Source organism: Candidatus Neomarinimicrobiota bacterium (genome assembly GCA_036476315.1).
In the GTDB taxonomy this organism is placed as follows: Bacteria; Fidelibacterota; Marinisomatia; order Marinisomatales; family S15-B10; genus JAZGBI01.
This window is the reverse complement of record JAZGBI010000066.1, coordinates 1-25523: the sequence shown is the minus strand read 5'-3', so window position 1 is coordinate 25523 and position 25523 is coordinate 1. Positions and strand designations below refer to the sequence as shown.

General features: G+C 51.4%; 22 protein-coding genes. 4 read left to right on the top strand and 18 right to left on the bottom strand.

What is annotated here, in order from left to right:
• The 6 genes from V3U24_06630 to V3U24_06605 all read right to left on the bottom strand — a co-directional run.
• Nucleotides 1–315: AIR carboxylase family protein (locus V3U24_06630; protein MEE9167118.1), on the bottom strand; the 315-nt coding region annotated here is incomplete at its 3' end.
• Nucleotides 312–1280, bottom strand: coding sequence for a phosphoribosylaminoimidazolesuccinocarboxamide synthase (locus V3U24_06625; protein ID MEE9167117.1), 969 nt, complete (start codon nucleotides 1278–1280; stop codon nucleotides 312–314). The genes V3U24_06625 and V3U24_06630, both read right to left, overlap by 4 nt.
• 3 nt (nucleotides 1281–1283) lie before the next feature.
• Entirely contained in the window at nucleotides 1284–2540 is a 1257-nt protein-coding gene (gene purQ, locus V3U24_06620) for a phosphoribosylformylglycinamidine synthase I (GenBank protein ID MEE9167116.1), read from the bottom strand.
• A 66-nt stretch (nucleotides 2541–2606) separates the two neighbouring features.
• On the bottom strand, nucleotides 2607–3650 hold the full coding sequence (purM, locus tag V3U24_06615; protein MEE9167115.1) for a phosphoribosylformylglycinamidine cyclo-ligase: 1044 nt from the start codon (nucleotides 3648–3650) through the stop codon (nucleotides 2607–2609).
• The gene (purL, locus tag V3U24_06610; GenBank protein MEE9167114.1) at nucleotides 3647–5986 is read right to left on the bottom strand and encodes a phosphoribosylformylglycinamidine synthase subunit PurL; all 2340 of its coding nucleotides are present in this window, start codon (nucleotides 5984–5986) and stop codon (nucleotides 3647–3649) included. Before purL ends, purM begins: the two co-directional genes overlap by 4 nt.
• Entirely contained in the window at nucleotides 5983–7302 is a 1320-nt protein-coding gene (locus V3U24_06605) for an adenylosuccinate synthase (GenBank protein MEE9167113.1), read from the bottom strand. Before V3U24_06605 ends, purL begins: the two co-directional genes overlap by 4 nt.
• 584 nt (nucleotides 7303–7886) lie before the next feature.
• Here V3U24_06605 and V3U24_06600 point away from each other — a divergent pair.
• Entirely contained in the window at nucleotides 7887–10280 is a 2394-nt protein-coding gene (locus V3U24_06600; GenBank protein ID MEE9167112.1) for an aminotransferase class III-fold pyridoxal phosphate-dependent enzyme, read from the top strand.
• Nucleotides 10281–10306: 26 nt separating this feature from the next.
• Here the strand turns inward: V3U24_06600 and V3U24_06595 are convergent, their stop codons facing one another.
• The 9 genes from V3U24_06595 to V3U24_06555 all read right to left on the bottom strand — a co-directional run bounded on the left by V3U24_06595 (nucleotide 10307) and on the right by V3U24_06555 (nucleotide 20585).
• On the bottom strand, nucleotides 10307–11815 hold the full coding sequence (locus tag V3U24_06595) for an SLC13 family permease (protein MEE9167111.1): 1509 nt from the start codon (nucleotides 11813–11815) through the stop codon (nucleotides 10307–10309).
• Nucleotides 11816–12010: 195 nt separating this feature from the next.
• Entirely contained in the window at nucleotides 12011–12580 is a 570-nt protein-coding gene (locus tag V3U24_06590; protein MEE9167110.1) for a nitroreductase family protein, read from the bottom strand.
• Between the two features lie 34 nt (nucleotides 12581–12614).
• Entirely contained in the window at nucleotides 12615–13871 is a 1257-nt protein-coding gene (locus tag V3U24_06585; protein ID MEE9167109.1) for an ectonucleotide pyrophosphatase/phosphodiesterase, read from the bottom strand.
• A 129-nt stretch (nucleotides 13872–14000) separates the two neighbouring features.
• Nucleotides 14001–14963 carry a DUF3179 domain-containing (seleno)protein gene (locus V3U24_06580; protein ID MEE9167108.1) on the bottom strand — a complete coding sequence of 321 codons (963 nt, stop codon included), beginning with the start codon at nucleotides 14961–14963 and terminating at the stop codon, nucleotides 14001–14003.
• A gap of 121 nt (nucleotides 14964–15084) precedes the next feature.
• The gene (locus V3U24_06575) at nucleotides 15085–15579 is read right to left on the bottom strand and encodes a hypothetical protein (GenBank protein MEE9167107.1); all 495 of its coding nucleotides are present in this window, start codon (nucleotides 15577–15579) and stop codon (nucleotides 15085–15087) included.
• Nucleotides 15580–15711: 132 nt separating this feature from the next.
• A complete protein-coding gene (gene ychF / locus V3U24_06570; protein ID MEE9167106.1) occupies nucleotides 15712–16815 on the bottom strand; it encodes a redox-regulated ATPase YchF in 1104 nt (367 codons plus the stop codon).
• A 105-nt stretch (nucleotides 16816–16920) separates the two neighbouring features.
• Nucleotides 16921–18657, bottom strand: a complete 1737-nt coding sequence (locus V3U24_06565) for an acyl-CoA dehydrogenase family protein (protein MEE9167105.1) — start codon at nucleotides 18655–18657, stop codon at nucleotides 16921–16923.
• On the bottom strand, nucleotides 18650–19696 hold the full coding sequence (locus tag V3U24_06560; protein MEE9167104.1) for an electron transfer flavoprotein subunit alpha/FixB family protein: 1047 nt from the start codon (nucleotides 19694–19696) through the stop codon (nucleotides 18650–18652). Before V3U24_06560 ends, V3U24_06565 begins: the two co-directional genes overlap by 8 nt.
• Nucleotides 19689–20585, bottom strand: coding sequence for an electron transfer flavoprotein subunit beta/FixA family protein (locus V3U24_06555; protein MEE9167103.1), 897 nt, complete (start codon nucleotides 20583–20585; stop codon nucleotides 19689–19691). Before V3U24_06555 ends, V3U24_06560 begins: the two co-directional genes overlap by 8 nt.
• 119 nt (nucleotides 20586–20704) lie before the next feature.
• Between V3U24_06555 and V3U24_06550 the strand changes: the two genes are divergently transcribed.
• Together V3U24_06550 and V3U24_06545 are read left to right on the top strand one after the other, a co-directional pair.
• Complete coding sequence (locus tag V3U24_06550) at nucleotides 20705–21493, top strand: SDR family oxidoreductase (GenBank protein MEE9167102.1); 789 nt, start codon at nucleotides 20705–20707, stop codon at nucleotides 21491–21493.
• A complete protein-coding gene (locus tag V3U24_06545) occupies nucleotides 21462–22349 on the top strand; it encodes a phosphatase PAP2 family protein (GenBank protein ID MEE9167101.1) in 888 nt (295 codons plus the stop codon). The genes V3U24_06550 and V3U24_06545 overlap by 32 nt, the downstream gene beginning before the upstream one ends.
• A 21-nt stretch (nucleotides 22350–22370) precedes the next feature.
• Here V3U24_06545 and V3U24_06540 read toward each other — a convergent pair whose 3' ends face one another.
• The 3 genes from V3U24_06540 to V3U24_06530 all read right to left on the bottom strand — a co-directional run bounded on the left by V3U24_06540 (nucleotide 22371) and on the right by V3U24_06530 (nucleotide 25045).
• On the bottom strand, nucleotides 22371–22751 hold the full coding sequence (locus V3U24_06540) for a tetratricopeptide repeat protein (GenBank protein ID MEE9167100.1): 381 nt from the start codon (nucleotides 22749–22751) through the stop codon (nucleotides 22371–22373).
• 84 nt (nucleotides 22752–22835) lie between these two features.
• Complete coding sequence (locus V3U24_06535) at nucleotides 22836–24113, bottom strand: MFS transporter (GenBank protein ID MEE9167099.1); 1278 nt, start codon at nucleotides 24111–24113, stop codon at nucleotides 22836–22838.
• 2 nt (nucleotides 24114–24115) lie between these two features.
• Nucleotides 24116–25045 carry an EamA family transporter gene (locus V3U24_06530; protein MEE9167098.1) on the bottom strand — a complete coding sequence of 310 codons (930 nt, stop codon included), beginning with the start codon at nucleotides 25043–25045 and terminating at the stop codon, nucleotides 24116–24118.
• 112 nt (nucleotides 25046–25157) lie between these two features.
• Between V3U24_06530 and V3U24_06525 the strand changes: the two genes are divergently transcribed.
• Nucleotides 25158–25523 (top strand): DNA-3-methyladenine glycosylase I (locus V3U24_06525; protein MEE9167097.1); only part of this gene is annotated, 366 nt, incomplete at its 3' end.

Below are 25523 nucleotides of genomic sequence, written 5' to 3'. Positions count from 1 at the left end.
TGAGTGAATATTCACCATCATATCGATCTTGTCCTTGAAGGGAGGACAGGCGATCGTGGGAAATCTGGAGCTTGCCGCCACAAATCCGGAAAGAGCATTCGATCGTCCCGCGATAGTGACAAAGACGATCGCCGTCTCGGGTTCGTAGGTTTCGATAATATCCAGGACCTTGCGCGGTTGCTTGTGAGCCGAGGCTATGTGCTGATCGTAGTGAACGCCCTGTTTCTTGAGTTTGTCTGTTATCTTCTTCGCGTGCCCTTCGTCCGACTTTGATCCGAGAATTAAGACAGCCTTGGCCCTGGGCTTATCTGTCATAAATAGCCCGCCAGGTTGCTTTGGATTCGTTCATGTATGGAACGTTGGCTGCCGGGGAATGAAAACGGTGTGCCGATGATCATTTCGAACATCTGAATATAACGTCGTGACAACTCAATCACGAGGTCTTCCGGGGCCTCCGGGAGAATGTCATCGCCATACGGGTCACAATGGTTCACAAACCACAGTCTCAAGAACTCTTTGTCGATGCTTTGGGGCTCCTTTCCATTTGCGAATCGCTCCTCGTAGGTATCGGTGATCCAGAATCGACTCGAGTCGGGAGTGTGGATCTCATCGATGAGGATGATATCCCCATTAGCGTTCTTCCCGAATTCATACTTGGTGTCCACAAGAATGAGTCCGTGTTGCCGCGTCGTCACCTGGCCAAAGTTGAACAGGTCGAAAGCTGCCTGGCTCGATTTATTCAAGTCCTCTTCTTCCAGAAGTCCTTCATCGATAATCTCATGCGGGGAAATGGGTCGATCATGATCCTCGGTCTTCGTGGTTGGTGTGAGAATAGGATGGGACAGTTTCTCATTCTTGCGGAGTCCCCCGGGTAGTTCATTACCACAATAATTCCTCACCCCTCTTGCATAGTGCGTCCAGAGCGCCGTTTCTGTGGTCCCCGTAATGTATCCCCTAACCACAAATTCAACAGGCAAAACGGAACATTTCGTCGCGATGGTCACGTTTGGATCGGGAACAGTAAGCAGATGATTGGGGATAATATGTTTTGTTTTCTCGAACCACCAGGCACTTGTCTCGTTGAGGACCTGACCCTTAAAGGGGATAGAGGCCAGAATCCGGTCGAAGGCACTCTGTCTGTCCGTCGTTACGAGAATCAATTCATCTCCCTTTTCATACGTATCCCGCACTTTTCCCGAACGCTTTGCCCCCAGATCGAGGTCGGTCTGCGTGAGACAGTTATTCAGGTTCCTCTCGATTATTTGGGCATAGTCTTGCATGATTCAGGCATAGCGAAAGCAATCATGGCTGTAGGGATTAAAAAGAATATGTGTGTCCAGAATTTTTAGCAACGCATCCTCGCTGGTACCTTCCTGGGGAGTTATCGTCCACACGACTCCTTTCTTAATGCTCTGAATCCCTTCGATATGAAACCAGTTTTCCAAGACTTCCCGCTTGTGCTGTCCCTCCATGTCGTCCTTGTAGCGTACCAGAAGAGAGACAACACGCCGCTGGTGACCGGGGGTCACAAGGGATTCCTTGTTGGAGTTGAAAAGTTCTCCTGTCATGATTATTTCCCTCTTCAGATCTCCGGTTTTTTTGCGCTGACGAGTAACTTCCCAGTGTGTTCTCCGGGTAACTGTGACAGGGACTTCCAGATGATGAAGGGCATTCTCCACTGAGACCGCTTCGTTGTCGGTAATGATGAGATCCACCAGCAACTCAAAGGAATTCTCCGGCGGCGTGTATTCGTGAAGAGGGACCTCTGGGGGATCATTCACGGGGGTTGTCGTGGAGATCCGGGCCGCTTCGCGTATGCTGTCTCTCATTGAAGTGAAGATAGGATCCCCGTCCGGTGTCCTCTCCGGGTGAGGCATCATGGCCATAACGTTCCCTCCAGGGTTGCAGACCGCTGCGAGATTGTCCATGGAACCGTTTGGGTTGACCGGGAATTCCGGTGAAAGATTACCATCATTATCACAGTACCGAAACACCGTCTGATGCCGTTCGTTGAGTTCTTCAAGAAGCGCCTTGGGCATCATGAATCGTCCCTGGGCGTGGGCGACAGGAACGGTCATATACTGTCTGCGTTTCAGGTGTCTGGTGAAAGCGCACCGGTAACCATCGGCGGTAAGTTGAACATTGATCCACGCATTGTAATATCCCGTTCCCAGAACATGTCCGTCCTTCAGCCGCTGATTTGTGGCGAGGGCCATGGCAACCAGACCACTTTTCAGTCCCGGAACGAGACCCGTCTCAACAAGAATCTGGGCACCGTTACAGATACCCAGAACGGGTTTCCCTTTTTCCGCCTGTTCGCGGATGATTCCCATGATGGAATCGAGAGACGCGATAATTCCCGCCCTTGAACGGTCCTCATAGGAGAAGCCTCCAATCAGAAAATAGCCATCAAAGTCCTTCAGCGTCTCCTCTGGTCCGTTCCAGAAAAATTCCACGGCTTCCATTCCCGCTCGATTTACGGCGAGGATAGACTCCCTTTCGCAGTTACTTCCAGGAAATTGGACGATGGCGATTTTCACGGGTATCGCGTTTCTAAAAGATGGAATGTTTTAAACCTGTTTCTTCTCGTTTTCTTGTTCATAAAGTTATACGAACCTTACTTCCCTATCACCTTTAACAACTTTGCCGATCTCATAAACCGGCACATGTCGAAATTGAAGAAGGAAGCGTCTTACCCTATCCGTGAGCTCCGGTGAAACGATCACTACCATCCCAATTCCCATGTTAAATGTCCGGAACGCCTCTTTCTCATGGAGCTGTCCCAGCTTTGTCAGAAGAGTGAAAACAGGCTGTTCGGGCCATGCTCCACGGGAGATTTCCACTGAGCATCCCTGGGGAAGGATTCGAGGAATGTTGTCAACAAGTCCTCCGCCCGTTATGTGAGCCATACCCCGAATGGGGACACCTTGCTCCAGCAAAGTCAAGATGGGCTGAGTATAGTTCAGGTGAGGCTCCAGCAAAGTCTCACCCACGCTCTTTTCGAGGGCGGAATGGCTAGAATTCACCTTGAACTTACCCGCGTCAAAAAACAACTTCCGGGCCAGAGAATACCCGTTAGTATGGAGCCCACTTGAACCAAGGCCGAGAACCGCGTCTCCGGTCCGGATCTCTTTGCCGCTGACGATTCGTTCCCGGTCCACCACACCGGTAATCACTCCCACAAGGTCATGCTCTCCCGGAAGATAGGTATCGGGCATTTCGGCCGTCTCACCTCCTATGAGAGATACCCCCGTCTCGCGGCAAGCCTGCGCGATGCCTGCGACAATCTTTTCAACGGTCTCGGGGATCAATTTATCATTTGCAATGTAGTCGAGAAAAGTGAGGGGCCGGGCGCCGTGCACAATGATATCGTTGCATGTCGCACTTACCAGGTCCATTCCTATGGTGTCATATTTGTTCATCATCCTGGCCACAATCATCTTTGTGCCCACACCGTCAATGCTCTGGACAAGAACGGGATGGCGGTAGTTTTTCAGGATGACATCCGCATCCACCATGGCACCAAAACTTCCCACGTCCGTCAGCACATGGGGTGTAAAAGTACTCTTGACCTGTTCCCGGATTCGCTCCACGGCTTCATTGGCAGCATCGATGTCGACACCGGAAGATTTGTAGTCTATTGGACTCACTCCAGTTTCTGCCTCAATCCCTCAGACCATGCAGTCCGGGCATCAGAGACAGCAAGATCAATACAGGTGTTTATGTGGAGGCGGCCGTCATTCGTTGTATTTCCAATGTCGTTGAACGAAACTCTCTGGGCGTTAAGGAAGGACATCGCCTTTTCAAGATTCTGCCGCAACACCTCAACAACAAATCCGCCAGATTCGCCAAACAGCTTCTTCACTTCTTGGACCGAACCGGAGATGTTTACCTCACATCCGATCCCATTGAAAAAACTCATTTCCGCCAGAGCCGTTGCCACTCCGCCTTCGGAGATATCGTGACATGTCAGAAAGAGTTCCAGGTCAATGCCTTCGGTGATGGCATGGATCTGTCGCTGCGCCTGGGTCAGGTCGGGTTTTGGCACGTTTGCCCCCAGCTTACCGTTGAGTGCGTAATAGACACTTCCACCGCACTCGTCTTTCCGGTGGCCGATCATGAGCAGAGGGGATCCCGGTTTTTTGAAGTGTGGTGTGATCGCCTTCGATACTTGAGGTAACTTGCCGAGGCAGCTCACGATGGGACTGGAAGGGATGGCTCCGTGGCTGGATTCATTGTAGAATGAAACATTTCCAGAGATGATGGGTACAGGATAATCAGGGTATTCTTTCAGATGAATCCCTTTACACGCTTCGGCGACGCCCCGGACGGCTTCCACGAATTGACTCATCTGGTCCTTTTTTTCGGGATTCCCGAAGCAGAGGCAGTCCGTTATGGCTACAGGCGTGGCACCCACAGCCGCCACGTTGCGCATGGACTCCACCACGGCGTTCACAGCACCCCAATAAGGATCGATCTTGCAGTAGCGGGGATTGTGATCCACGGAGAGAGCGATACCTACTTGGCGAATCTCCTCCGGATAGGAATCGTCGTTAAACGGTTCCATAACGCCCGCGTCAGCCTCTCCAGCCTCCAGACAGGTCCTCCCCTGAACCTGCTTGTCATAGGTCTCGAAAACGGGCAGCCGGGAAGCGATATTTTCGTGTGAAAGGATGTTCGTCAGGAGTCTGTTATAGTCCTCGGGTTCAGGGAGATCCGGTTCTTTCAACGGAGGTTGTGTCGGTGTGTAGGATCTGTGGTAAAGGAATCCCTGGGTAATCTGATTCGCGGGGGCATCCACAATTACCCGACCGTTTGAGTGAACCAGGTAGTGACCATCTGCTCGGATCTTGCCCACAATTCGTGCGTCTGCCCCTTTAGAAGTATTCGGGAGATCGAAAGTTTTGTTGTAGTGGTCAATGATCAGGGGAGAAACGTCGGGATGACTGACCCACATGAGTCGCTCCTGAGTTTCCGAGCAGAGGACCACAGAGGGGTGGAGTCCTCTCATCCCAAGATGTACCTGGTCAAGGAATACCTCGGCCCCGCGACCGGCATTGTCGGCGAGTTCCACACTGGCGCAGGCGATCCCTCCGGCTCCGAGATCCTTGAATCCGACCTTACCCAGGAGGCCTTTTTGCTTCAGAAGATCGAAGAGGGCATAAGTAGCCTTGAGAAGATGGCGTTCCAGGAAGGCGTTTGGTTCCTGAACGGCGGCTTTCTTGGTCTCCTTTTCTTCTTCGTTGAGTTCCAGGGAGGCGAAACTGGCCCCACCAAACCCGCTGTTGTCTGTGGCCTTACCCACCAAGATAAGATGGTAACCGTCCGCGTCTTCTGGAGCGGATGAATGGATGACCTCGTCCTCCCGGACAAGGCCCAGGGAGACCACGGAAACGAGACAGTTATCGTTGTACCCCTCATCGTAGTAGAGATCCCCCGCGAGATTCGGAACACCGATGGGATTACCATAACCGGCGATCCCGGCCACAACGCCCTCATGAATCCACTTGGTTTTGGGAGAGGCGATCTCTCCGAACCTCAATCCGTCCGCAACGGCGATAACCTGAGCGCCCATGCACAGCACGTCCCGGACGATACCTCCAATTCCTGTTGCCGCACCTTCGAATGGAACAATCTGGGAAGGATGGTTATGGGATTCGTGACTCATCACAATGCCGTAGCGTTTGCCCAGATTGTCCTGGGCAATCGCCACAATTCCGGCATCTTCCCTGGGACCCAGGATAACGTTGGGTCCTTCTGTCACGAACTGGTTGAGATGAGGACGACTGCTTTTGTAGGAGGAGTGTTCTGACCCCTGAATAGACCAGAGAACACACTCTGTAAATGAGGGTGGTCGTTTGAGAATTTCGGTCTGAATCTTGAGGACTTCGTCTACTTTAAGAGGGATATTGTACGTTTGTAGTGTGGCCTGAATTTCCGTGCTTGAGAGGGTGCTGAAATCTATGGCTTCCGGTATCACGCTCATTTCATCTGGCGCACAATGGTTTGGCTTCGATCAGGTCCCAGGGAGAGGATAGTGATGGGACAATCAACCTGCTCTTCGATGAACTGAACATATTCCCGCATCGCTTCGGGGAGTGAGTCGTATCCTTCTTGACAGTGGTTTCCGATTCGATTCTTCTCCATGTCACCCCACCCTTCCAGGGTAGAATATTCGGGCTTTGCTTTTCGCATCATTTCGAGGCTGGCAGGCATCTCGGTGATCGTCTCTCCATCGATCCTGTAAGCGGTGCAGATGTTCAGTTCTGTCATGCCTCCCAGGACGTCCATCTTGGTAAGAGCAATATGGGTAAGACCGTTAAGGCGAACGGCCTGACGAAGCTGAACAAGGTCCAGGCAGCCGATCCGCCTGGGTCGACCGGTAGTGGTGCCGTATTCTTGACCTTTTTCGCGGATGACCTTTGCCTGTTCACCAAGGAGTTCTGTTGGAAAGGGACTGATTCCCACCCGTGTAACATAGGCCTTAACCACACCGATGATACGGCGGAACCCGTTGAAACCGATACCGGCGCCCGCGGCGATATGACCCGCCACGGTTGAGGAACTGGTCGTGTGAGGGTAGAGACCGTGATCCACGTCCAGGGACGTCCCCTGGGCTGCCTCGAAAAGGAACGCTTTCCCTTCTTTGAAACCGTCATAAAGTTGCAGCTCTGTATCGGAAATGTATGACTTCAGTTGCTCACCGTAAGAGAGGTACTCATTCAGGATGTCCTCAAGAGGGACATCGAATCGCCCTTCAAATACCTTCTGGATAATGCCTTGATTGAAACGATAAGAGTTTTTGAGTTTTTCTTTAAAAATGGCCGGTTCCAGGAGGTCACCCATACGAATACCGTGACGGTACATCTTGTCGGCGTAAACGGGGGCGATCCCACGCCTTGTGCTTCCGGCTGCAAGAATTCCCTGATGTCCGGTGAGGCATTCATCCATGACGGCATGGTAAGGCATGATAACATGAGCGCGATCGCTAACCTTGAGTTTTGGCTCGATGCCGCGGCTTTTCAGGGAGCTGATCTCTTCAATAAGTACTTTCGGGTTGACCACAACCCCGTTCCCGATGACAGATACGGGTCGTGAATAAAGAACCCCTGATGGAATCAGATGGAGTTTGTAAACTTCGTTTCCGACTTTTACGGTATGGCCCGCGTTGTTGCCTCCCTGAAACCGCACCACATAATCGCACTGTCCCGCGAAATAATCTGTAATCTTCCCCTTCCCCTCGTCACCCCACTGGGTGCCCACAATAATGGTGACTAACGGCGGGCTTTGATCGTGTGTCATGCGAACTATCCGAAGGATCCTGTGGATGTGCAGGATAGGAGGGTGATATGGAGAGGTAGTAGAGTGAGGAGTCCGGAAAGACTAAGAAGAAATCCCGGCATGCTGCCCGAAACCACAAAAAGGAAAAATCCCGGCTGTCACTCTCATCATGTCTTGTTGGATATCGTTCTTAATCTGGGGATGTGGTACAGTGAAGTTTACACTGGCTGCTGGAAAAGTAAAAATGTTAAAATGCCCACCAGCCAATCCGCCGAAGGAACCCGGGATTGCTCGATGTTTCTTCTGTGACTGGTATCGGTGTTTTTCAACGAAAGGGTTCGGCAATGGTCAAGTCTGGGATTTCCCATCGAAAGGGCCACGCTACCACCGGCCCTTTTTTTACGTTATATTCTTTATGGGAGACGACTTATGTCAGCAATACATTTTGACCCAAGCCGGAGGTTACATGCGTCCGTTTTGTTCCAATATACTCAATCATCGTTGGGCTGCTCATTGCCGTACTTCTGGAACTGGCACGAGTATTTGAGTGAATCTCTCCAATCTGTATTTCATTTTCTAGGTTTATATTGAGAGAGTTTCCTGTCATGAAAGTAACAATAGCCGGTCGACCATCGTTCTCTGGCAATGTGGTCCGGAAGTATGTCCGGGACATCTATGGACTTACCGGCACCCTGGAACCGCTACCGGCTGAATGGGACCAGAATTTCCGTCTTCGTGGTGGGCAGGCGGGTACATTCGTGGTCAAGATCGCTAACCGGGGTCACAAAAGTGAGGTATTGGAATTCCAAAACGCAGTCATGAATCGATTATCCGAACTCTGGTCTTCCGCTGAGAGTCCACGTGTGGTCCAATCCCTATCGGGAGAAAGTACCAGCACGATCTTTAATCCTGATGGGGTGCCGTTTAAGATGAGAGTACTCACGTGTGTCCACGGACAACCCCTGGCAACTGTGCAATCCCGTGGTGCCCAGACTCTGGATCGGATCGGCTATGCACTTGGCGATCTCGACAGATGCCTGGCTGATTTTCAGCATCCTGCGATGAAACGGGAGCTAGAATGGGACCTGCAACGGTCCGAGTGGATCAGTGCATATACGCGCCTTATTCCCAACCTCCAGAGGCGTCAAATTGTACAGAGGTTGCTTCTGCAATACCGGGCACGTGTGGTGCCGCTGTTTCCCAAACTTCCCATGAGTGTCATACACAATGATGCGAACGATGAAAACGTTTTGCTCAAACCGGCCTCAGAAGGAGAGTGGAAAGTCGCGGGATTGTTGGATTTCGGAGACATATTGAGAACGTATACCGTAAATGAACTCGCAATCGCCTGTGCGTATACCTGTTTCGGGGAAGACGATCCACTCGTAGTGACGGCAGGAATTACCGCCGGTTATCACCGTGCGCGAACTCTTACTGAAGAAGAGATACAGGTCCTGTTCCCTCTGATGTGCATGCGATTGTGTGTAAGCGTCACCACATCTGCCATTGCTGCCAGGGAGGATCCGGAAAACGAATACCGACAGATAAGCGACAGGCAGGCGTGGGAAGTGCTACAACGCATTCACGAGGTTGATTGGCGTGATGCCGAGAACCGTCTTCGGAGCGTGTGTGGATTTGATGAACGACCTGTTGAGCAGTTTGGGAGCAAGCCATGGAGTTACCAGGAACTATTCGGTGAGCGGCGCAAACGGATTGGTTCCTCGCTGAGGTTGTCGTACGAAACACCGCTGGTGCTCGTGCGTGGTCATGGTCAGTTTGTGTTCGAACCTGATGAACGTGCCTATCTGGACTGCGTCAACAACGTCTGCCACGTGGGACACTGTCACCCTGGGGTGGTAGATGCCATTTCGAGACAAGCAGCGACACTGAATACCAATACCCGGTACCTGCACCCATATCTGGTGGAGTACGCGGAACGTTTGACAGCGACTATTCCGGAGCCACTGAGCGTTTGTTACTTTGTCAATTCCGGGAGTGAGGCGAACGAACTGGCCTTACGCCTGGCCCGCACGCACACGGGCAGGCGTGACGTTATCGTTTTGGAGGATGGATACCACGGCAATACGCAAAGGCTGGTTGACATCAGTCCATACAAATGCGAAGGTCCGGGAGGTCAAGGACTTCCTGCGTGGGTGCACAAGGTAGTGAAGCCCGATGGATATCGCGGACCGTACCGGGGGAAAGAAAAAGACATAGGGCGGGCTTATGCAGAGCATGTTAGAGATATGTGTGAACAGCTGGTTAAAGAAGACCGACCTTGCGCTCTATTTATTTGTGAGACTCTCCTTGGGTGCGGCGGACAGATCATTCCTCCCAAGGGCTACCTGCAGGAAGCGTTCCAACATGTCCGGTCGGCCGGGGGCCTGTGCGTAGTTGACGAAGTACAGGTAGGCATGGGGCGGGTCGGGAGCCATATGTGGGCGTTCGAGACACAGGGCGTTGTCCCGGACATCGTTACAATGGGAAAACCTATGGGGAACGGACATCCACTCGGTGCTGTAGTCACAACCCCCGAAATTGCACACTCGTTTGATAATGGAATGGAGTTCTTCAGCACTTTCGGTGGGAATCCTGTCTCCATCGCTGCCGGCATGGCAGTGTTGGATGTGATAGAAGAGGAAGAGCTCCTTGAGCGGGCGTTACGAGTGGGAGGCTATCTGATCGAAGGATTTCAGGATTTGAGAGAACATCACCCGGAGATAGGCGATGTCCGGGGTCTCGGGCTGTTTATGGGCGTGGAGCTGGTTCAGGATCAGGATACACTCACCCCGGCAACAGATGTGACAGCTCAACTAATCGAGCGAGTCAGAGCTGATGGAATACTGATCAGTGCGGAAGGGCCACACCACAACGTTTTGAAGATCAAACCGCCCATGCAGTTTTTCGAGACGGACGCAGATCTCCTACTGGGAGCCGTCGACCGGGCGCTCTCCGACATATGCGAAGGTGGCAGCAGTGGAGTCGCCAGCAGATCTTAGCGATTTGGTTTCCTTTGCACTGGCAATTACTGAGCCCAAAGTGGGAGGGTTGAAAAATCGATCCCCAAAATTCCCCGCAAGAAAGTAAATGCAAAAAATGTGATGAGGATCACGCCCACCATGTTAATGAGAAGCCCCACTTTGGCCATTTCGCTCACCCGGACCCGTTGGGTGCCAAAAATGATAGCATTGGGCGGTGTCGCCACCGGGAGCATGAAGGCACAGGAACACGACAACGTGGCTGGTATCATCAGGAGGAGTGGGTTTACCTTGATGGAGATGGCCAGAGCAGCGAGAATGGGTAAGAGCATTTCCGATGTTGCCGTGTTTGATGTTAGTTCAGTGAGGAACGTAACAAAAAGACAGACCATTCCTACGATCAGGACCGGATGCAGGGAACCTATCCCGGAAAGTTGATCTCCCAACCAGTCGGACAGTCCCGATTTCGTGAACCCGCTGGCCAAGGCGAACCCTCCCCCGAATAGCAGCACAATGTTCCAGGGCAGTTTAGACGCTGTTTCCCAGTTCATTATCCGGGAACCGGGATGCTTTCGTGATGGCACCAGGAACAGTATCGTGGCCATGGCTATTGCCACCGTACCATCATTAAGAAACGCAGGATCTGGAAAGAGGCGGGACCAGCCGGGGATAACAAAACTACCCACACTGATGTCCGAGCGGAACAGCCACAAGAAAATCAACAGCAGGAAATCGAACAGAACTGTCCTTTCTTCAAACGAGATACGGCCCAGTTCTTTAAGCTGCTTTCTAAAAACGGTGGCATCCAGTCTAGAGCGGTTGATGCCGCCGCAAAAAAACTTGGTTAAGATCAGCCAGAGAAGTACAAGAAATATCAGAGACAATGGGAATGCAAAGACAAACCAGGAGGCAAAGGAGATTTCCGGCGCTTCGGGGAAGATAATGCTGAAGATCCGGGTGAAAGAGAGATTCGGTGGTGTTCCGACCGGGGTGGCTATGCCGCCGATGGACGCGCTGTAGGCGAGGCCAAGGAACAACCCAATTGAATACTTCTGAACCTGATTCTTACCGAGAAGTTTTTCCAGCCGGGTGATGACCGCCAGGCCGATGGGGACCATCATCATGGTGGTAGCCGTGTTCGATATCCACATGGAGAGAAACCAGGTGGCCGTCATGAAGCCCAGCAGTATACCGGCGGGGTGAACTCCGAAGATCATCATGATCCGTAAAGCGATGCGCTTGTGAAGATTCCACCTTTCCATCGCCAGAGCGACTAAGAATCCGCCAATGAACAGGAAGATTATGTGATTGAAATAGATGGAAGACACGTCCCTTCCGTTCATGACTCCCATGGCGGGGAAGAGTATGACAGGGAGCAAGGCAGTCACGGCCAGCGGTACCGTTTCGGTGATCCACCAGATGGCCATCCAGAGGGCGATTGCCCCCATATAGGTCACCTGTCTGTTGGAAGGATCCAGGTCAAAGAAAAGAATAAAGAGAAGAAAAAAGAGGGGTCCCGAGACGAGGGCAATGGTGCGGCGGGTAGGGGAGGTCATATGACCTTATGGATGAGGATGCTCGCTAAATTATGGGAAGGGAAGCTAGCAACTAAGAAGTTTTTCGTTAATGGTTCAGCCAAGCAGATAAGGAAGACACTGTGTCCAACAGAAACAATTCACTCAATGCGTTGATCAATCTTGCTGGATATCTTGAGTGAATGATATACGTTTCATCTTATGATCCGCCTCTCTTTAACCGATAATAATCTCATCCAAACTTCGTTTTGGTACATGATGCGTGCCATCACTTTCCCTCCAGTATTTTGTGTCGCCATCTTCCATCGGATCGATCACAACATCTTCTTTGGGTTTTCCAAGAGCTATTATCAAAAATATGTCATAGCGTGCTGGTATCTTCAGGGCTTCACGCACTTCATCTTTCTTTATGGAAGCAATAATACAGCCCCCCAGACCTCTTTCAGTCGCGCCCAGGAGAATGTTCTGTGCTGCTATGCCAAGATCACACACTGCCCAGGAGGTCTTTAACTTCGTGTCCTTAAGAATGACTATGTAAGCTGATGGTCGTTCGCCTTCTTCTGGTCCAGGCCAGTCCTTGAGATACCCTGCCCATGCAAGGTGAGGAAAGATCCGGGCATTCATTTCCTGCTCAGAGCAGAGCAGATACCTCAGTGGTTGCAGGTTGCTTGCTGAAGCAGAGAGCCGGGCAAGATCAACCAGTTCCCTGAGGGTACTGCGTTCTATGGAGACCTCCTCATAGAAGCGGCGGTAACTGCGGTTTCTTAAGATTAAATCTTTTATCATCTTGGGCACTTGCTTCTAAGTGAGTGGAACGCTACTACTCTTCCAGCACAACCATCACCGAATCAAGGCTTCCATCGTTTTGTGCCGGATTTAACTTCAGGATGTGGCAAATGAGTTCGTAGATATGGATGTTCATGAATGGTCTCACCATCAGATCGTCTTTGAAGGCGGGACCGTACGCAATGAAAATCCCATGCATAGAAGGCAATCGGTTGTCGTATCCATGGGTCCCCCCGGAGTAAACATCCACGTGTGTGTCAAAGTATTCATGAGACGTAACGGACCAGCCTTCGTCCGCCACGCAAATAATGGGTGTGATTCGACGGTGATTCCGGTAGTGGAACCGCTCCGGAAGTTCCTCCTTGCGATAGACCGAGAGATTGGGATGAGCTCCGTCAAGGGCATGGTAGACCGTATCTTCCAGCCCTTCAGCCGGAAGAATCGCCGTCACGGGGGACCAATCCACAACGGTGACAGTCTCCAGGTCGATATAGTCATCAAGAAAAACAACCCGCTGACGACTCAAGCCCGTCATTCCATGGTCCGAGGTCAAGATCAGGTTAATTCTGTCCAGATATTCCCGTATCCTGAGGCTATCGAGAAGAGCGCCGACGGTACCGTCCAGAGCCTGTACGACCGAGTCCACCTGAGGGTCATCCGGTCCGTATTCGTGTCCCCAGTTGTCTGTTTCTTCGAAATAGGTCGTGATGAAAGTGGGACGCCGATCACGGGGCAGGTCCAGCCACGATAACACCCTGTTAATTCGTTCTTCCCTTGAAATAGTGCCATCATAGTAGGACCAGTGCGTGGGTCTTATGCCACGGATCTCTGCATCGGATCCGGGCCAGAACATGGTGGCGGCGATCTGTCCCTGTTTTTCTGCCGTTATCCAGAGGGGTTCCCCCTCATACCACCGGCCGTCTCTCGCCGGTTCACTCTCCGCCCCAATCCAGAAGAAGGCGTCAAACAGGGGATCGTACATTCTGTTTGAAACGATGCCGTGGTTCTCGGGATATTGACCAGTGATGATACTCATATGGTTCGGGAACGTTTTACTGGGGAACACCGGAATTAATGCCTGGGCCTGGACGCCATTTTGAACAAGATAGTCGAGATTAGGAGTATCCGCCCTTTCCAGATAGTCCCACCGGAAACCGTCAAAAGAGATAAGAATGACGGTGGATTCCAGATGGCGGTTTCCTTCTTCGAGGTCTTCTCGCTTGCAGGACCAAAGAAGGGCACTAAAGGAGAGGATGAAGAGGAGAATGCCTCTGGCAGACCTACGTTTCAATTTCGTCTCAGGCTGTCTCATCCCGGAGAAGAAAAATCACAAACATGGAACAGGGTCCATCTCCAATTTATTACTTTTCAGTCTACATTCCGCCGGTTTATCGGGAGGGTCCGATGATGAATAAGCGACTTATCCGGGGTAAACCTCGCCTTCGGGATAGTGGGCTTTGAACCGGTCGATGAGGATCGGGTTATGGGTCAGTGCAGGGAGCTCTAGCCCCTCATGTAGACCATCGAGTGCCCGGCCTGTGATAGGATCCCATCGGGAATCTGTTTCATTGTCGACGATTAAGAATCCTTTTTGAGAATCGTATTCCAGGCGGAACGTGAGAACGTCTCCGTTAACCTCCCGCCGCCAGGCAGTTGCCGTTCGATAGGCTTTGTAGAAAGCAACGACAATGGGCTCACCCCGGAAAATGTCGTTAATGACGGATTCTTCTTCAAGGGTCTCAAACGGATAGAGCCGGGCCTGATTGAAGTGGGTGACCACGAGACCAATGTTCTGGGACTGGAGGAATCCCCGGTAGGTCCCCATAAATCCATCCCTGCCTGACCCCGGCAGGACTTTGGTATCCGGGAATAGTGTCTTCCACTTCTGCCAGCTGGTGACAGTGGATGGGATGAACTTGAGTACGTTGCCTTTGTACGGTCCCGTTTTGGCTTGTCCCGTCACCTGGACCCACTGGGAACCGGTCTGGCGGTCGTATAGGACAAACGAGCCCTCGTACAACCTTCCCGTGTGACCGAATAACAACTCCCTATCTTCAACTCTGCGGTCATACACGATGGCCGTCTGGCAGACGGGTCACCAGCTCACCGCAATGGGCACATCTCCAAGCGTATCGTTCCCCAGTTCGTGAATTCCCATGGTTCGGATAGGGTAGGCTTTGGCTTTACCGTTGATGACGAGGCCAATGACGGGATCACGATCATGAACGTACCCTTCTGCCTCAGCCGTAGGAGAGTTTACGAATTCCGGATTGTCAAATACGGGGAATGCGTCTCGAGGGGCAACCTGGATACCAATCTTCTCGCTGGGGTGGAGAAACGTTGATTTGAAACGACCGCGACAATCCTGGAGTGATAGCGACATGATTCCTGCGGTAAGAAGCATAAGCGATAATTGACGCGTCGATTTCTTGGCGAACTCCATAACAAAACGTACACTATTTTTTCCTTATTTGCTCTCCGAATTGCACAAACTGTAGCTCAGACTACAGTTTCTCTACTTTCCCAGTTGTATCCGTCATCGTAACGCCGGTCATTTCCCAGATAATTCTCGTATTCTCCTTAAGACCACGATGTTGCACGCGGATCGTTCTTGCGAAGTGGGCAATCGTAAAGAGGAAGAGGAGACCGTGAGCCCATCCGGGAAGAAGGCCCGTATCCACGGCACCTCCCGTGACGAAAACACTCATAACTAGCAGCACGTTGACCAGAGTCGGGGGATACAATTTCCGTTTGATGGCTACGCTGCGGCGATGGTAGTCCGGATCGCCCCCTTTGTCGCGCACATGCTCTTTCACGCTCACACCGGTTCCCACGAAAAAAAACATCACCAGGACCTCTGTAAACAGATAAAGGATAGAACTCAGCAGCGCGAAAGTGGGATGGTTAACGCCCAGAGCCTGGAAGCCGAGATACCCCTGAGCTCCTGTGATCACAATGGCCAGGAAGGAGGCCCCTGTGAGGAGGTATATGATGATCATGAAGAAGTACATCAGGTGTTCAGGTATTCAAGTGTTAACGTGTTGAAGTGTTCGGGAGTTGAAAGAAATTTCAACACATCCAAGAAACTTATGAACTTGAACAGATGAACACTCGAACACTCAAACACTTCTTTAGCTTCTAAATTTGAACTTCACCACATCATCGTCCTGAATGACATAGTCCCTGCCGTGGGTATGAATCAATCCATTCTCCCGGAGCGCGGATTCGGATCCATGGGCAAAAAGGTCATCACAGCGATATGTTTCAATACTTATGAAGCCTGTTTCAAAATCGGAGTGGATGGTGCCCGCTGCCTGTGGGGCAAGCGTTCCCTGTTTTACCGTCCACGCCTGGGCATGGTTTGACTCGGTGGTGAAGAAGGTGGTGAGACTCAGAAGGTCATAGGCGCCTCCCACGAGAGATTCAAGGCCGGTGGAGGTAAGTCCCCATGCCTCCATGAAAAACTGACGTTCACCTTCATCCTCCAGGAAGGCGAGTTCCTGCTCCAGGGCCGCGCTTAGAATCAGCACCCGTTCATTGTTCTCGCTGGCCCAAAGACGCAGCTTCTCAGCGATTCGACCGTGATGATGGCTGGTTGCTTCCCTTTCGTTCTCATTTCCCACGTAAAGCATCGGCTTGGCCGATAAAAGGAACAGGTCACGGAGGGTTTCCCGGTCCTTTCTCTCCAGCACCATGTTCCTCACGGGCAGCCCCCGGTTCAGATTCTCACTCACAGTATCAAGGATTTCTTTTTCTTTTGCGGCCTCTTTGTCTCCCACTTTAACCTTTCTTGCAAGATTTTCGAGTCGATGTGAGACAGTTTCTATATCTTTCAGCATAATTTCTGTTTCCACAATACCGATGTCACGCGTCGCATCCAGGGTGTCTGAAATATGGGCGACCTTATCATTGGTGAAACATCGAACGAGATGAACGATGGCGTCCACTTCCCGAACCTGGGCCAGAAACTGATTTCCCAGCCCTTCACCCCGGTGCGAACCTTCGATAAGCCCCGCAATGTCGACGAATCTTATGCTGGTGGGAAGAATCTTTTCAGGATTCAGAATCTCGGCCATTTTTGTCAGCCTGTCATCGGGAACGGTGACGATTCCCATATTCGGGTCGACCGTCGTAAAGGGGTAAGTATCAGTGAGGACCTGTGTGTGGGTCAGAGCGGAAAAGAGTGTTGACTTGCCCACATTGGGTAAGCCGACGATTCCGCACTGAAGGGACACGATGAGGTATTAGGAAGGTGCCAGCATGTTGGGGTGCTGAGGGGAATAGTGGTTCATCTAACCACTCGGCTATTCAATGTACCGGGTATGAAACGAGTGTGGTGGTCACATGATTTGTTGATGTTTCTCCAATATGGCCTGGGGCTGACCACAAAGGATGGCCTGTCGGTTATTGCGAACCCTCAGATCGGCCCCATGGATCCAGAGTTCCGCCAGAGTGGCTTTGCGATCATTCTCTTGAGCGCATTGGGTCAGGAGTATTGATATGTAGGTATCAATCGCCATATCTACGAGCCGTCGAGCCACTAGATTGGTAAATTCGGTTTGCCGTTTCTGTTTCACGAAGTCGACGGCATCATAGAACAGAGGCACAAACTTTTTTGCACGGGTGGTGACCATTTTCAATTCCCCTGGGAATTGGTGTTCACAGAACTCGTCGAAAACCCGGTTCAGAGTGCCATCAAGCAGACCGCCAATGGCTCCCACGATTTGCAGCTGGGAGGTACCTTCATATATGGTGGTAATTCTTGCGTCCCGGTAATACCGCTCCATATCGTAATCTTTCATGAACCCACTTCCCCCCATCACCTGAATACCATCATAGGTAATCCGGTTACACATTTCAGAAATGTAATACTTTGAAAAGGGAGTCAACACAGACGCCAGTCTCTCATAATACTTGGTTTGCTTACGGATTTCAGGATCAACAGACTTACCTTGTTCCCTGTTTTGTTGCATACGCCGCTTAGGGATCTTGAACAGATCCACGACCTTGGCTGACTCGTAGAGAAGCACGCGGCTTGCTTCGATTTGAACCCTCATGTTTGTCAGCATTTCGTAGACCGGCGGAATTTCGATGATAGTTTTGCCAAATTGAACTCGGGTTTCGGCGTATTTTCGAGCGGTACGATAGGTTGCCTCTGCAATGCCAAGAGCCTGGGCCGCAATCCCCAAGCGGGCCCCATTCATGAGTGACATAACATACCTGATAAGACCCAATCTTCGTTTTCCAATAAGATAAGCAGGCGTATTGTTAAACATCATTTCGCAGGTGGGTGAACCGTGTATGCCCAGTTTATCTTCAATCCGGCGGAGATGAATCGTGTCGTCTTTCTCGCACACAAAAAGTGAAATTCCCCGGGCATCGGTCGTGCCCTCTTCGGAACGTGCCTGGACCAATAGAATATCCCCACAGCCGTTGGTAATAAACCGCTTCATTCCCATGAGGTGCCACACTTCGTTGTCATGACGATCCTCAGGGTGTATCGCTTTGAGCCTGATTGACTGGAGATCAGATCCGGAATCGGGTTCTGTCAGAACCATGGCGCCTGTGGCATCGCCTGTTGCCAGGCGAGGAATATACTTCTCCATCTGCTCTTCGGTCCCAAATTCACTGATCGTTTCGGCAATGTCCTGCAGACCCACCAAATTCATGAATGATGCGTCGGCCCGGGAGAGTATTTCCAGGACGGCTATTTTTACCGCTTGCGGCATATTGAGACCGCCGTAGCGTCGAGGGAGGGAAACGCCCATCAACTGGGCACGCTTGAAGTCAAGCAAATTGGCTACCACCAAAGGATGGTACGTTACCTCACCATCCTGGAAGACATTTCCTTCCAGATCAACCTCCCGAGCCCGTTCAGCAATGGAATTTCCACAAAGGACTCCTGCAATCTCACACACCTTGACATAGTTATCAAAGGCATCAGCACTGTCTTCGGGAGCATAATCAAATTCGCGAGCATCCGAGTAATCCCCTTCCAAAAGATCGGCCAATTGTTTGAGATCCAGCCGCTCCAGATTGAAATGAATATCCGGGTTATCGGCAAAGAAGTCAGGCACCGCTGGGCTCCCGGTTATTTGATTTGTAGGCCTTAATTATCACGGGGATGACGTCGTTCAGATCACCGATAATTCGGTAATGGGCAATCTGAAATATGGGGGCATCGGGATCGGTATTGATGGCGATAATCTTTCCCGATTGATTCATGCCTGCCTGGTGCTGGATGCATCCCGATATGCCGGCGGCAATGTACAGTTTGGGTCGCACTGTGGTGCCGGTTTGTCCCACCTGATGATCCCGGGAAACATAGCCATTGTCAACGGCTGCCCGGGAAGCTCCAACCAAACCGCCCAGGGTGGAAGCAAGTTCGTAGATCAGTTCAAAATCCTCTTTACTTCCCACGCCAGCCCCTCCTGATACGATAATGTCAGCCGCTTTCAGGTTCACCTTTCTCTTACCCACAACCCTCTCGACCAGGGTATTCACAAAATCGCCATCGATCAAATCAGGTTTGAAGGAAACCACAACGCCACGGTTGTTGCTGCTGGGTTCGGACAGCTTCATGACTCCTTCCCGGACGGTGGCCATCTGCGGTTGATGGTCCGGCGATACAATGGTTGCCAGGATATTCCCGCCGAAAGCAGGACGGATCTGGTAGAGAATATTCTCATAGGTCTTGTTGTGCTTTTTGTCTTCGTGATCGGCAATTTTCAGTTCAGTACAATCAGCGGTAAGTCCTGTTTTCAGCTTGCTGGCTATTCGAGGTGCTAGGTCTCGACCGATGGGAGTGGCACCGAACAGCACAATCTGCGGTCTTGTCCGTTTGACAATTGAGGAGAATGTTTCTGAATATGGCACTGTTTCGTATAACGTTAATCGTTCGTCTTCGGCCATGAATAGTGTGTCACAGCCATAGGCAAGAATTTCTCCAGTCAAATTCTCCAGTTGATTCCCGATAATGCCGGCCTGAACTTCCACGTCCAGGACATCAGCCAACTGCCTCGCTTTGCAGACCAGCTCCAGACTCACGCTGGCAACTTCACCATGGTCGGCCTCAATGAATACCAGAACATTGCCGTGGGAGTCTGGTCTAGCCAAAGGTGTGTTCCTCAATCAGTTCATCTAGAAGTTTCCGGATCCCTTTTTCTGTGGGCTCGATATTCTTGGCTTTTGACGTCGCAAAGACAATGTTCTCTACTTTCTTGACTTTTGTAGGAGAACCGGCGAGCCCGATGGACCCCAGGTCAGCATTCAGATCGGCCGCTGACCACGTTTCGATAATGAGCCCACGCTTATCCAGCTCAGCGTATTTTCGATTAACGGCGTCTTCACTGGCAGTTCTTCGATTGAGTTCTCTTTCGATCTCCATGTGAGTTCGGGCCTTCTTGTATTTCATTGTCAATTTGGCCCCGAAGGTACGAGGCTGGTTGGCTGAAGAGGTGACGGTGATGAGCAGGGGCAGTCTCGTCTTAATCGTTTCTGCTACGCGTCCCAGGTTCCGGGATAAAATGATCTCGCGGCCCGCATTTTCACGGACTCTCTGCACGTAGGTTATTTGATTAATGCCGAGTTTTTCCGCTACCTGTGGACCAATCTGAGCCGTATCTCCATCGATGGCCTGCCGTCCGCATAATACCAGGTCAAATTCCCCTGCCTTTCTGATGGCGAGTGCGAGCGTATAGGAGGTGGCGAGAGTATCCGCACCGGCAAAAGCTCGATCCGTGAGGAGGACGCACCGGTCGACTCCACGGTAAAGGGATTCCCGCAAGATATCGGCCGCCCGGGGCGGACCCATCGTCACAACGGTTATGAACCCACCATACCGTTCCCTGAGATCGAGGGCCATTTCGCAAGCGTTAAGATCTTCAGGATTGTAGATGGCGGGGAGTTCCCCCCGGTTCACGGTACCATCTGCCTTCATGGCCTTGGCCGTGATGTTCTTCGTGTCCGGGACCTGCTTAACGAGGACAATAAGTTTCAAGGCCATGGTAAGTTTATGAGACTATCAACCGCTATGAAAGGTTTCAATCTTTTTTGAGTACTCTATTCAGGTCCTTTGCAATATAGAAAAGTTTCCCATATTTTTCACCTTCAAAAGGGGGTGTTATGTCAGACTGGATGTTGATCTTGGGATGTTCCACCGGCTTTGGTGGAGCTACAGCTCGGAAACTTGCAGAGCACGGCTACGGTGTCATCGGGTTCCATTTTGACCGTGGAGATATTAGGCGGCAGGCAGAGAAATTTTGCCAGGAACTGAACGAGATGAATGAGGGTCGCACCCACTTTTTCAACAAGAATGCTGCCTTCCTTGAGATCATGGATGAATCCATACCGAAGATCGAAGAGATCACTGGGGGTAAGCCACTGAAGCTGCTTCTTCATTCCATTGCCTTCGGCACCATCACCAATTTCTTCGGAGAGAAACCCGTTACCCAGAGGCAGCTGGAGATGACAGTCCACGTAATGGGTACGTCCCTTCTCTACTGGGTCCAGAAACTAATGGATGCCGAGCTGCTCGGACAGGGCTCCCGCGTCCTGGGCCTCACCTCCGAAGGGAATTATGTGGCCATGGAAGGATACGGTCCGGTGAGTGTGGCCAAAGCAGCTCTGGAGAGTATTACCCGGCAGATTGGATGGGAGCTCGGGAAATACGGTATCACTGCCAATTGCATTCAGGCGGGCGTCACGCCTACCCGTGCCCTCACCAAGATTTCCGACCGATGGGAAGAGTGGGTGGAAAAGACTAAGAAACGTAATCCTATGGGTCGGACTACCCGGCCTGAGGATGTGGCGAACTTGGTTTATCTGATGCTTCAGCCCGGAGCGGATTTCATCAATTGTTCCATCATCCACGTGGACGGAGGTGAGCACAGATCGGGGATCCTGGTGGCGTGATGGGGCCGTGATCGAATTCCTGCAACAATTCGACGACCCCACTTTCTATCTGATCATGAGGCTCTTCTCCTTTCTCGGGGACGAGCCTTTTTACCTTTTTGCACTTCCGGTTCTTTTCTGGTGCTGGGACAAGCGAAAGGCGTGGCCTCTGGCGATCGTTTTGGGACTGGAATTCTACCTCAACTTCGTTTTGAAGGAAGCCTTTCACAGCCCGCGGCCCCTTGGAACGGCTCTCGTTGAGGCGGAAGGGTTTGGCTTCCCCAGTGGGCATGCACAGAATGGGGTCGTTCTGTGGGGCTATCTCGCCTGGGCGACGAGAAGCAACTTCGGACTGGCCGGTATGGTGGTCTTCCTCGTAGGATTGTCCCGCCTTTATCTTGGAGTTCACTTTCCCTCTGATGTGGTGGGAGGATGGGCACTCGGTTTTCTCTGGCTGATTATCTGCCTGTACGTGATGAACGAGTTAAAAAGACGGCAGTTTGCCATGCCCACGGTCCCTGGTATCGCCCTTGTTTTCCTTCTGTCCTTCTGGTTGATGGGCATCTATCTTAATGAGATGTCCATCAAGATTGGAGCTGCCGTGTCCGGATTCGTGGCTGGCGTAATGGTTGAAAGAAGTTATGTCGGTTTCGACAGCGGCGGCGCTTGGCTCATCCAGGGGAAGAAAGTCCTTCTGGGCATCGCGGGTGTCTTGTTGATCAAGGAAGGACTGGGCTTCTTCTTCCCCGATACGGTACCTTTACATTATCTGCGCTATGGGAGTGTAGGCCTCTGGATAGGCTTGGGAGCACCATGGATGTTCGTCAGATTGAAGCTGGGCAAAGTTGAGAGCGTGGTAGGAAAAAACCGGCAGTAGAATAGGGAAAGAGCAGTAACTCTAGGAACTGGCCTCAATTTCCAGGCGTTCGAGGCTGCGCCGCTTCTTCAGGAGTTCCACCATTTCGTGATTTTCTTTTGAGGGCCACATATCAAAGGTCCTTTCTGCCTCTTTCAGGGCATATTCGTACCACCCTTTTTTCGAGTAGGCGATAGCCAGATTATAGTGGGCCTTCATGAGCGTGATCAATTCGTCTCTCGTCAAATCACCGGGGTTTGAAGGGTGGAGGCGGATGGCTTCCCGATACTCGAGGATTGCATCATCCACCAGTCCTTTCTGGTAGTACCAGTTTCCCAGTTTCAGGTGGCGTTCGGGATTCTCCCTGCAGGAAAGGCCAAAGAGGGAAATGAGGATGACTGCAAGAATGAGATGGCGAGGCATGGGTATCTTTGGTGCTGGGTTCGTGCGAATTTAGTGTGGGAGGCGGGAAAATCCACAAGAATTTCTTGTTTGTCGACGGTATTGCTACAAGAGTGTCTCCGTGGGAGGCAAATGGGTCCGGAGCGTCTTAGGTTCCCTTGTAAAAATGGCAAGGGAAAGGATTCCTGCGATGATGAACAGGCCAATCCCCATGAGCACCGGTGGAACCCCAAGGTGAGGGATCAACAGGCCCGAAAGTACAATGAAAAGCAAAACAAAAGGTGCCGTCATGCTGTCCGTAAGGGCGAAGTAGATCTTCTTATCCCTCTCTCCGGCGAACTCGAAAATAAGGCTCATGGATGTCGTAAAGAAACCCCCCTGTCCCATGCCAAGAAAGACAAAGACCAGGTAAGCCTGGGTCAATGTCTGGGCTGCGAGGCTGGAAACCAGGGCCATGAGGTACGCGAGAAAAGTGAACACCATGGTTCGTTTGTGACCGAACCTGTCCCCTATCCATCCAGCTGCGTAACTGGACAGTCCTCCCACGATCACCGTAATGGCGGTGAAGATCCCCACTTCACTGACGGGGTACTGAATTTTGTCGTGGATATAGACAGCGTACAGCGAAAGGGCCGGATAGTTTGCCGTCAGGAAGATCCGGCTGATAATGTACTTCCTGAAGTTTTGATCATCCGAAAGCACATTCTTGACTTCTTTCAAGAATTCCTTGAAGGTCTCCGACCGGGATGTCCGCGTACGCTGTCGGGTGCGGTAGGGGATAAACACGAGGGACGCCGTCAGGATGCATCCGGAGTAGATGAGGAAACCGTACCCAAAATTTGCCGGAAAGGGGACCGTCGCGAGAAGGTTTTTTGCGGTTACCCCTCCGATCCCGCCTGCCAGGAAGTTAAAGGCAAAAGAGGTGCCCAAGAAAGAGCCCCTTCTTTTGGGGAGATGAACAGTCTCCAGGAAGTCGGCCCAGATGGGGAAAACCACTCCCAGGCCAAGGGTAAAAAGCAGATAGCAAATATAGTAGACCATCCAGGCGGAGGGTCCCCTGGGTCCCACGAATGTGAAGATAAATCCCGCCAGGAAGATAGGAGGGATTGGGAGTCCGTGGACGGTGATCACCGCAAGTTTCATGTTCTGAATGTTTCGGCCCGCAAAGGCTGTGAGAATTTGAGGTGCGGCAGCCATGATGACGAAGACCCCGGCAACCGAAGCGATTACGATGTCCGGCGCCCCCAATTCCATCAAGAATATGGGAATAACGGCATATGTGGAGTGAAAGGCCATTCCAAATCCCCAGAACATTTCGTGGATGGAATTGAAAACGAGGTTATGACGATGATCCTGAAGGGTTAATGTATCTTTCCCAGACACAGTCAGTTGTCCCTGCTGTTGCGTGTCAAGAGAATGAATGCTGTGATGAGGAGCAAGGCTCCAACGATCTGGACCGGCTCCAATATCTTTCCACGGGACCAATCGATGATGACAGCAGAAAGCGGCCAGGAGAGTTCATACAGGGTAGCGTGGCTGGCAGGTATCTGTTTTAGGCCATAGTAATAGATGAAAAGGGCAACACTCCCGGTGGACAGAGCAATGATAAGAATGATAAGCCATTGGTTTGTCTGGAGGGACAGTATGCTGGGGCGGGAGGGCGTGGCGAGGAAGATAGTCAGAGCCACGAGAGTGGTCAGCCAAAGACGAAGGGCGGTCATGGTTGGAAACGAAAGCTGCTTCAGGGCGTGCTTGCCAAGAACGGTAGAGCTTCCCCAGCTGAATGCCGCCAGGAGAGCGAGTAGGGCGGCAATGAGACTTTTGTCATTCCATTCAGCCATGGGCTTCACCCCGAATGTAAGCAGATACCCTCCCACGAGTGCCAATGCCGCCAGCAGGAGAAAACGTTTTGTGAGCGGCTCTCTCAGGATCAACGCAGCGAGCGCAATGGCAAACAACGGCTGAAACTTCTGAAGAAGAACCACAACGGACAATTCGATGTAATGCATATGAAAAAGGGCTGCCGTATAGCAGACCGTACCCAGGATTCCACCGAAAGAAGCTACCCAGGCGATGGAAATCCATGAGCGCTGACGGAGCACCTTGATCTGCCTCCAACCTCGGAGGAGAATAGGCAGGAAGATAACGCCGCCCACGGCGTGTTCAAGCAGTATGACCATGAAGGAAAAGGAGATCAAAGCGGAAAACGAACCGAAGGGAGCCGTAGGCAGTTTCTGCCTTAGAAAACCGTCAAAACTCCACAGCACGGCGGCGATAATAACCGCCATGGGGGGGAGATACTTAACCGTTTTCATTGCGGGCAATTTACCATATTTTTCAACCTGAATTGTTAATTCCCAGACTGAAAATACATTTCGAAAATGAGTTAAACAAATACATGTGAATTTATCCCTCCTGACGTTTGGGATGAACAATTCAGGTCAAAAATGCATCACGAAAGAGTTTCACCGTAGCCAGAGAGCCATGCCTGTTGTGTACGAGATACCGTCGCGGAAAACTCCTTCCACAGACAACGAGTATCTTGAACAGATGACAAAGGCGATTTTTCAGGCTGGATTCAGCTGGGCCGTCATACGGAATAAGTGGCAAAATTTTAGAAGGGCCTTTGATAGATTTGACATCGATAAAGTAGCAGACTACGGCTTGGCGGATTTGGATCGATTGGTCAGTGATCCAGGTATCGTTCGCAACCGCCAGAAGATTGCCGCCACCGTGGATAATGCGAGAATAATGAAACGACGCATGGAAAAACACGGATCATTCGAGAAGTAC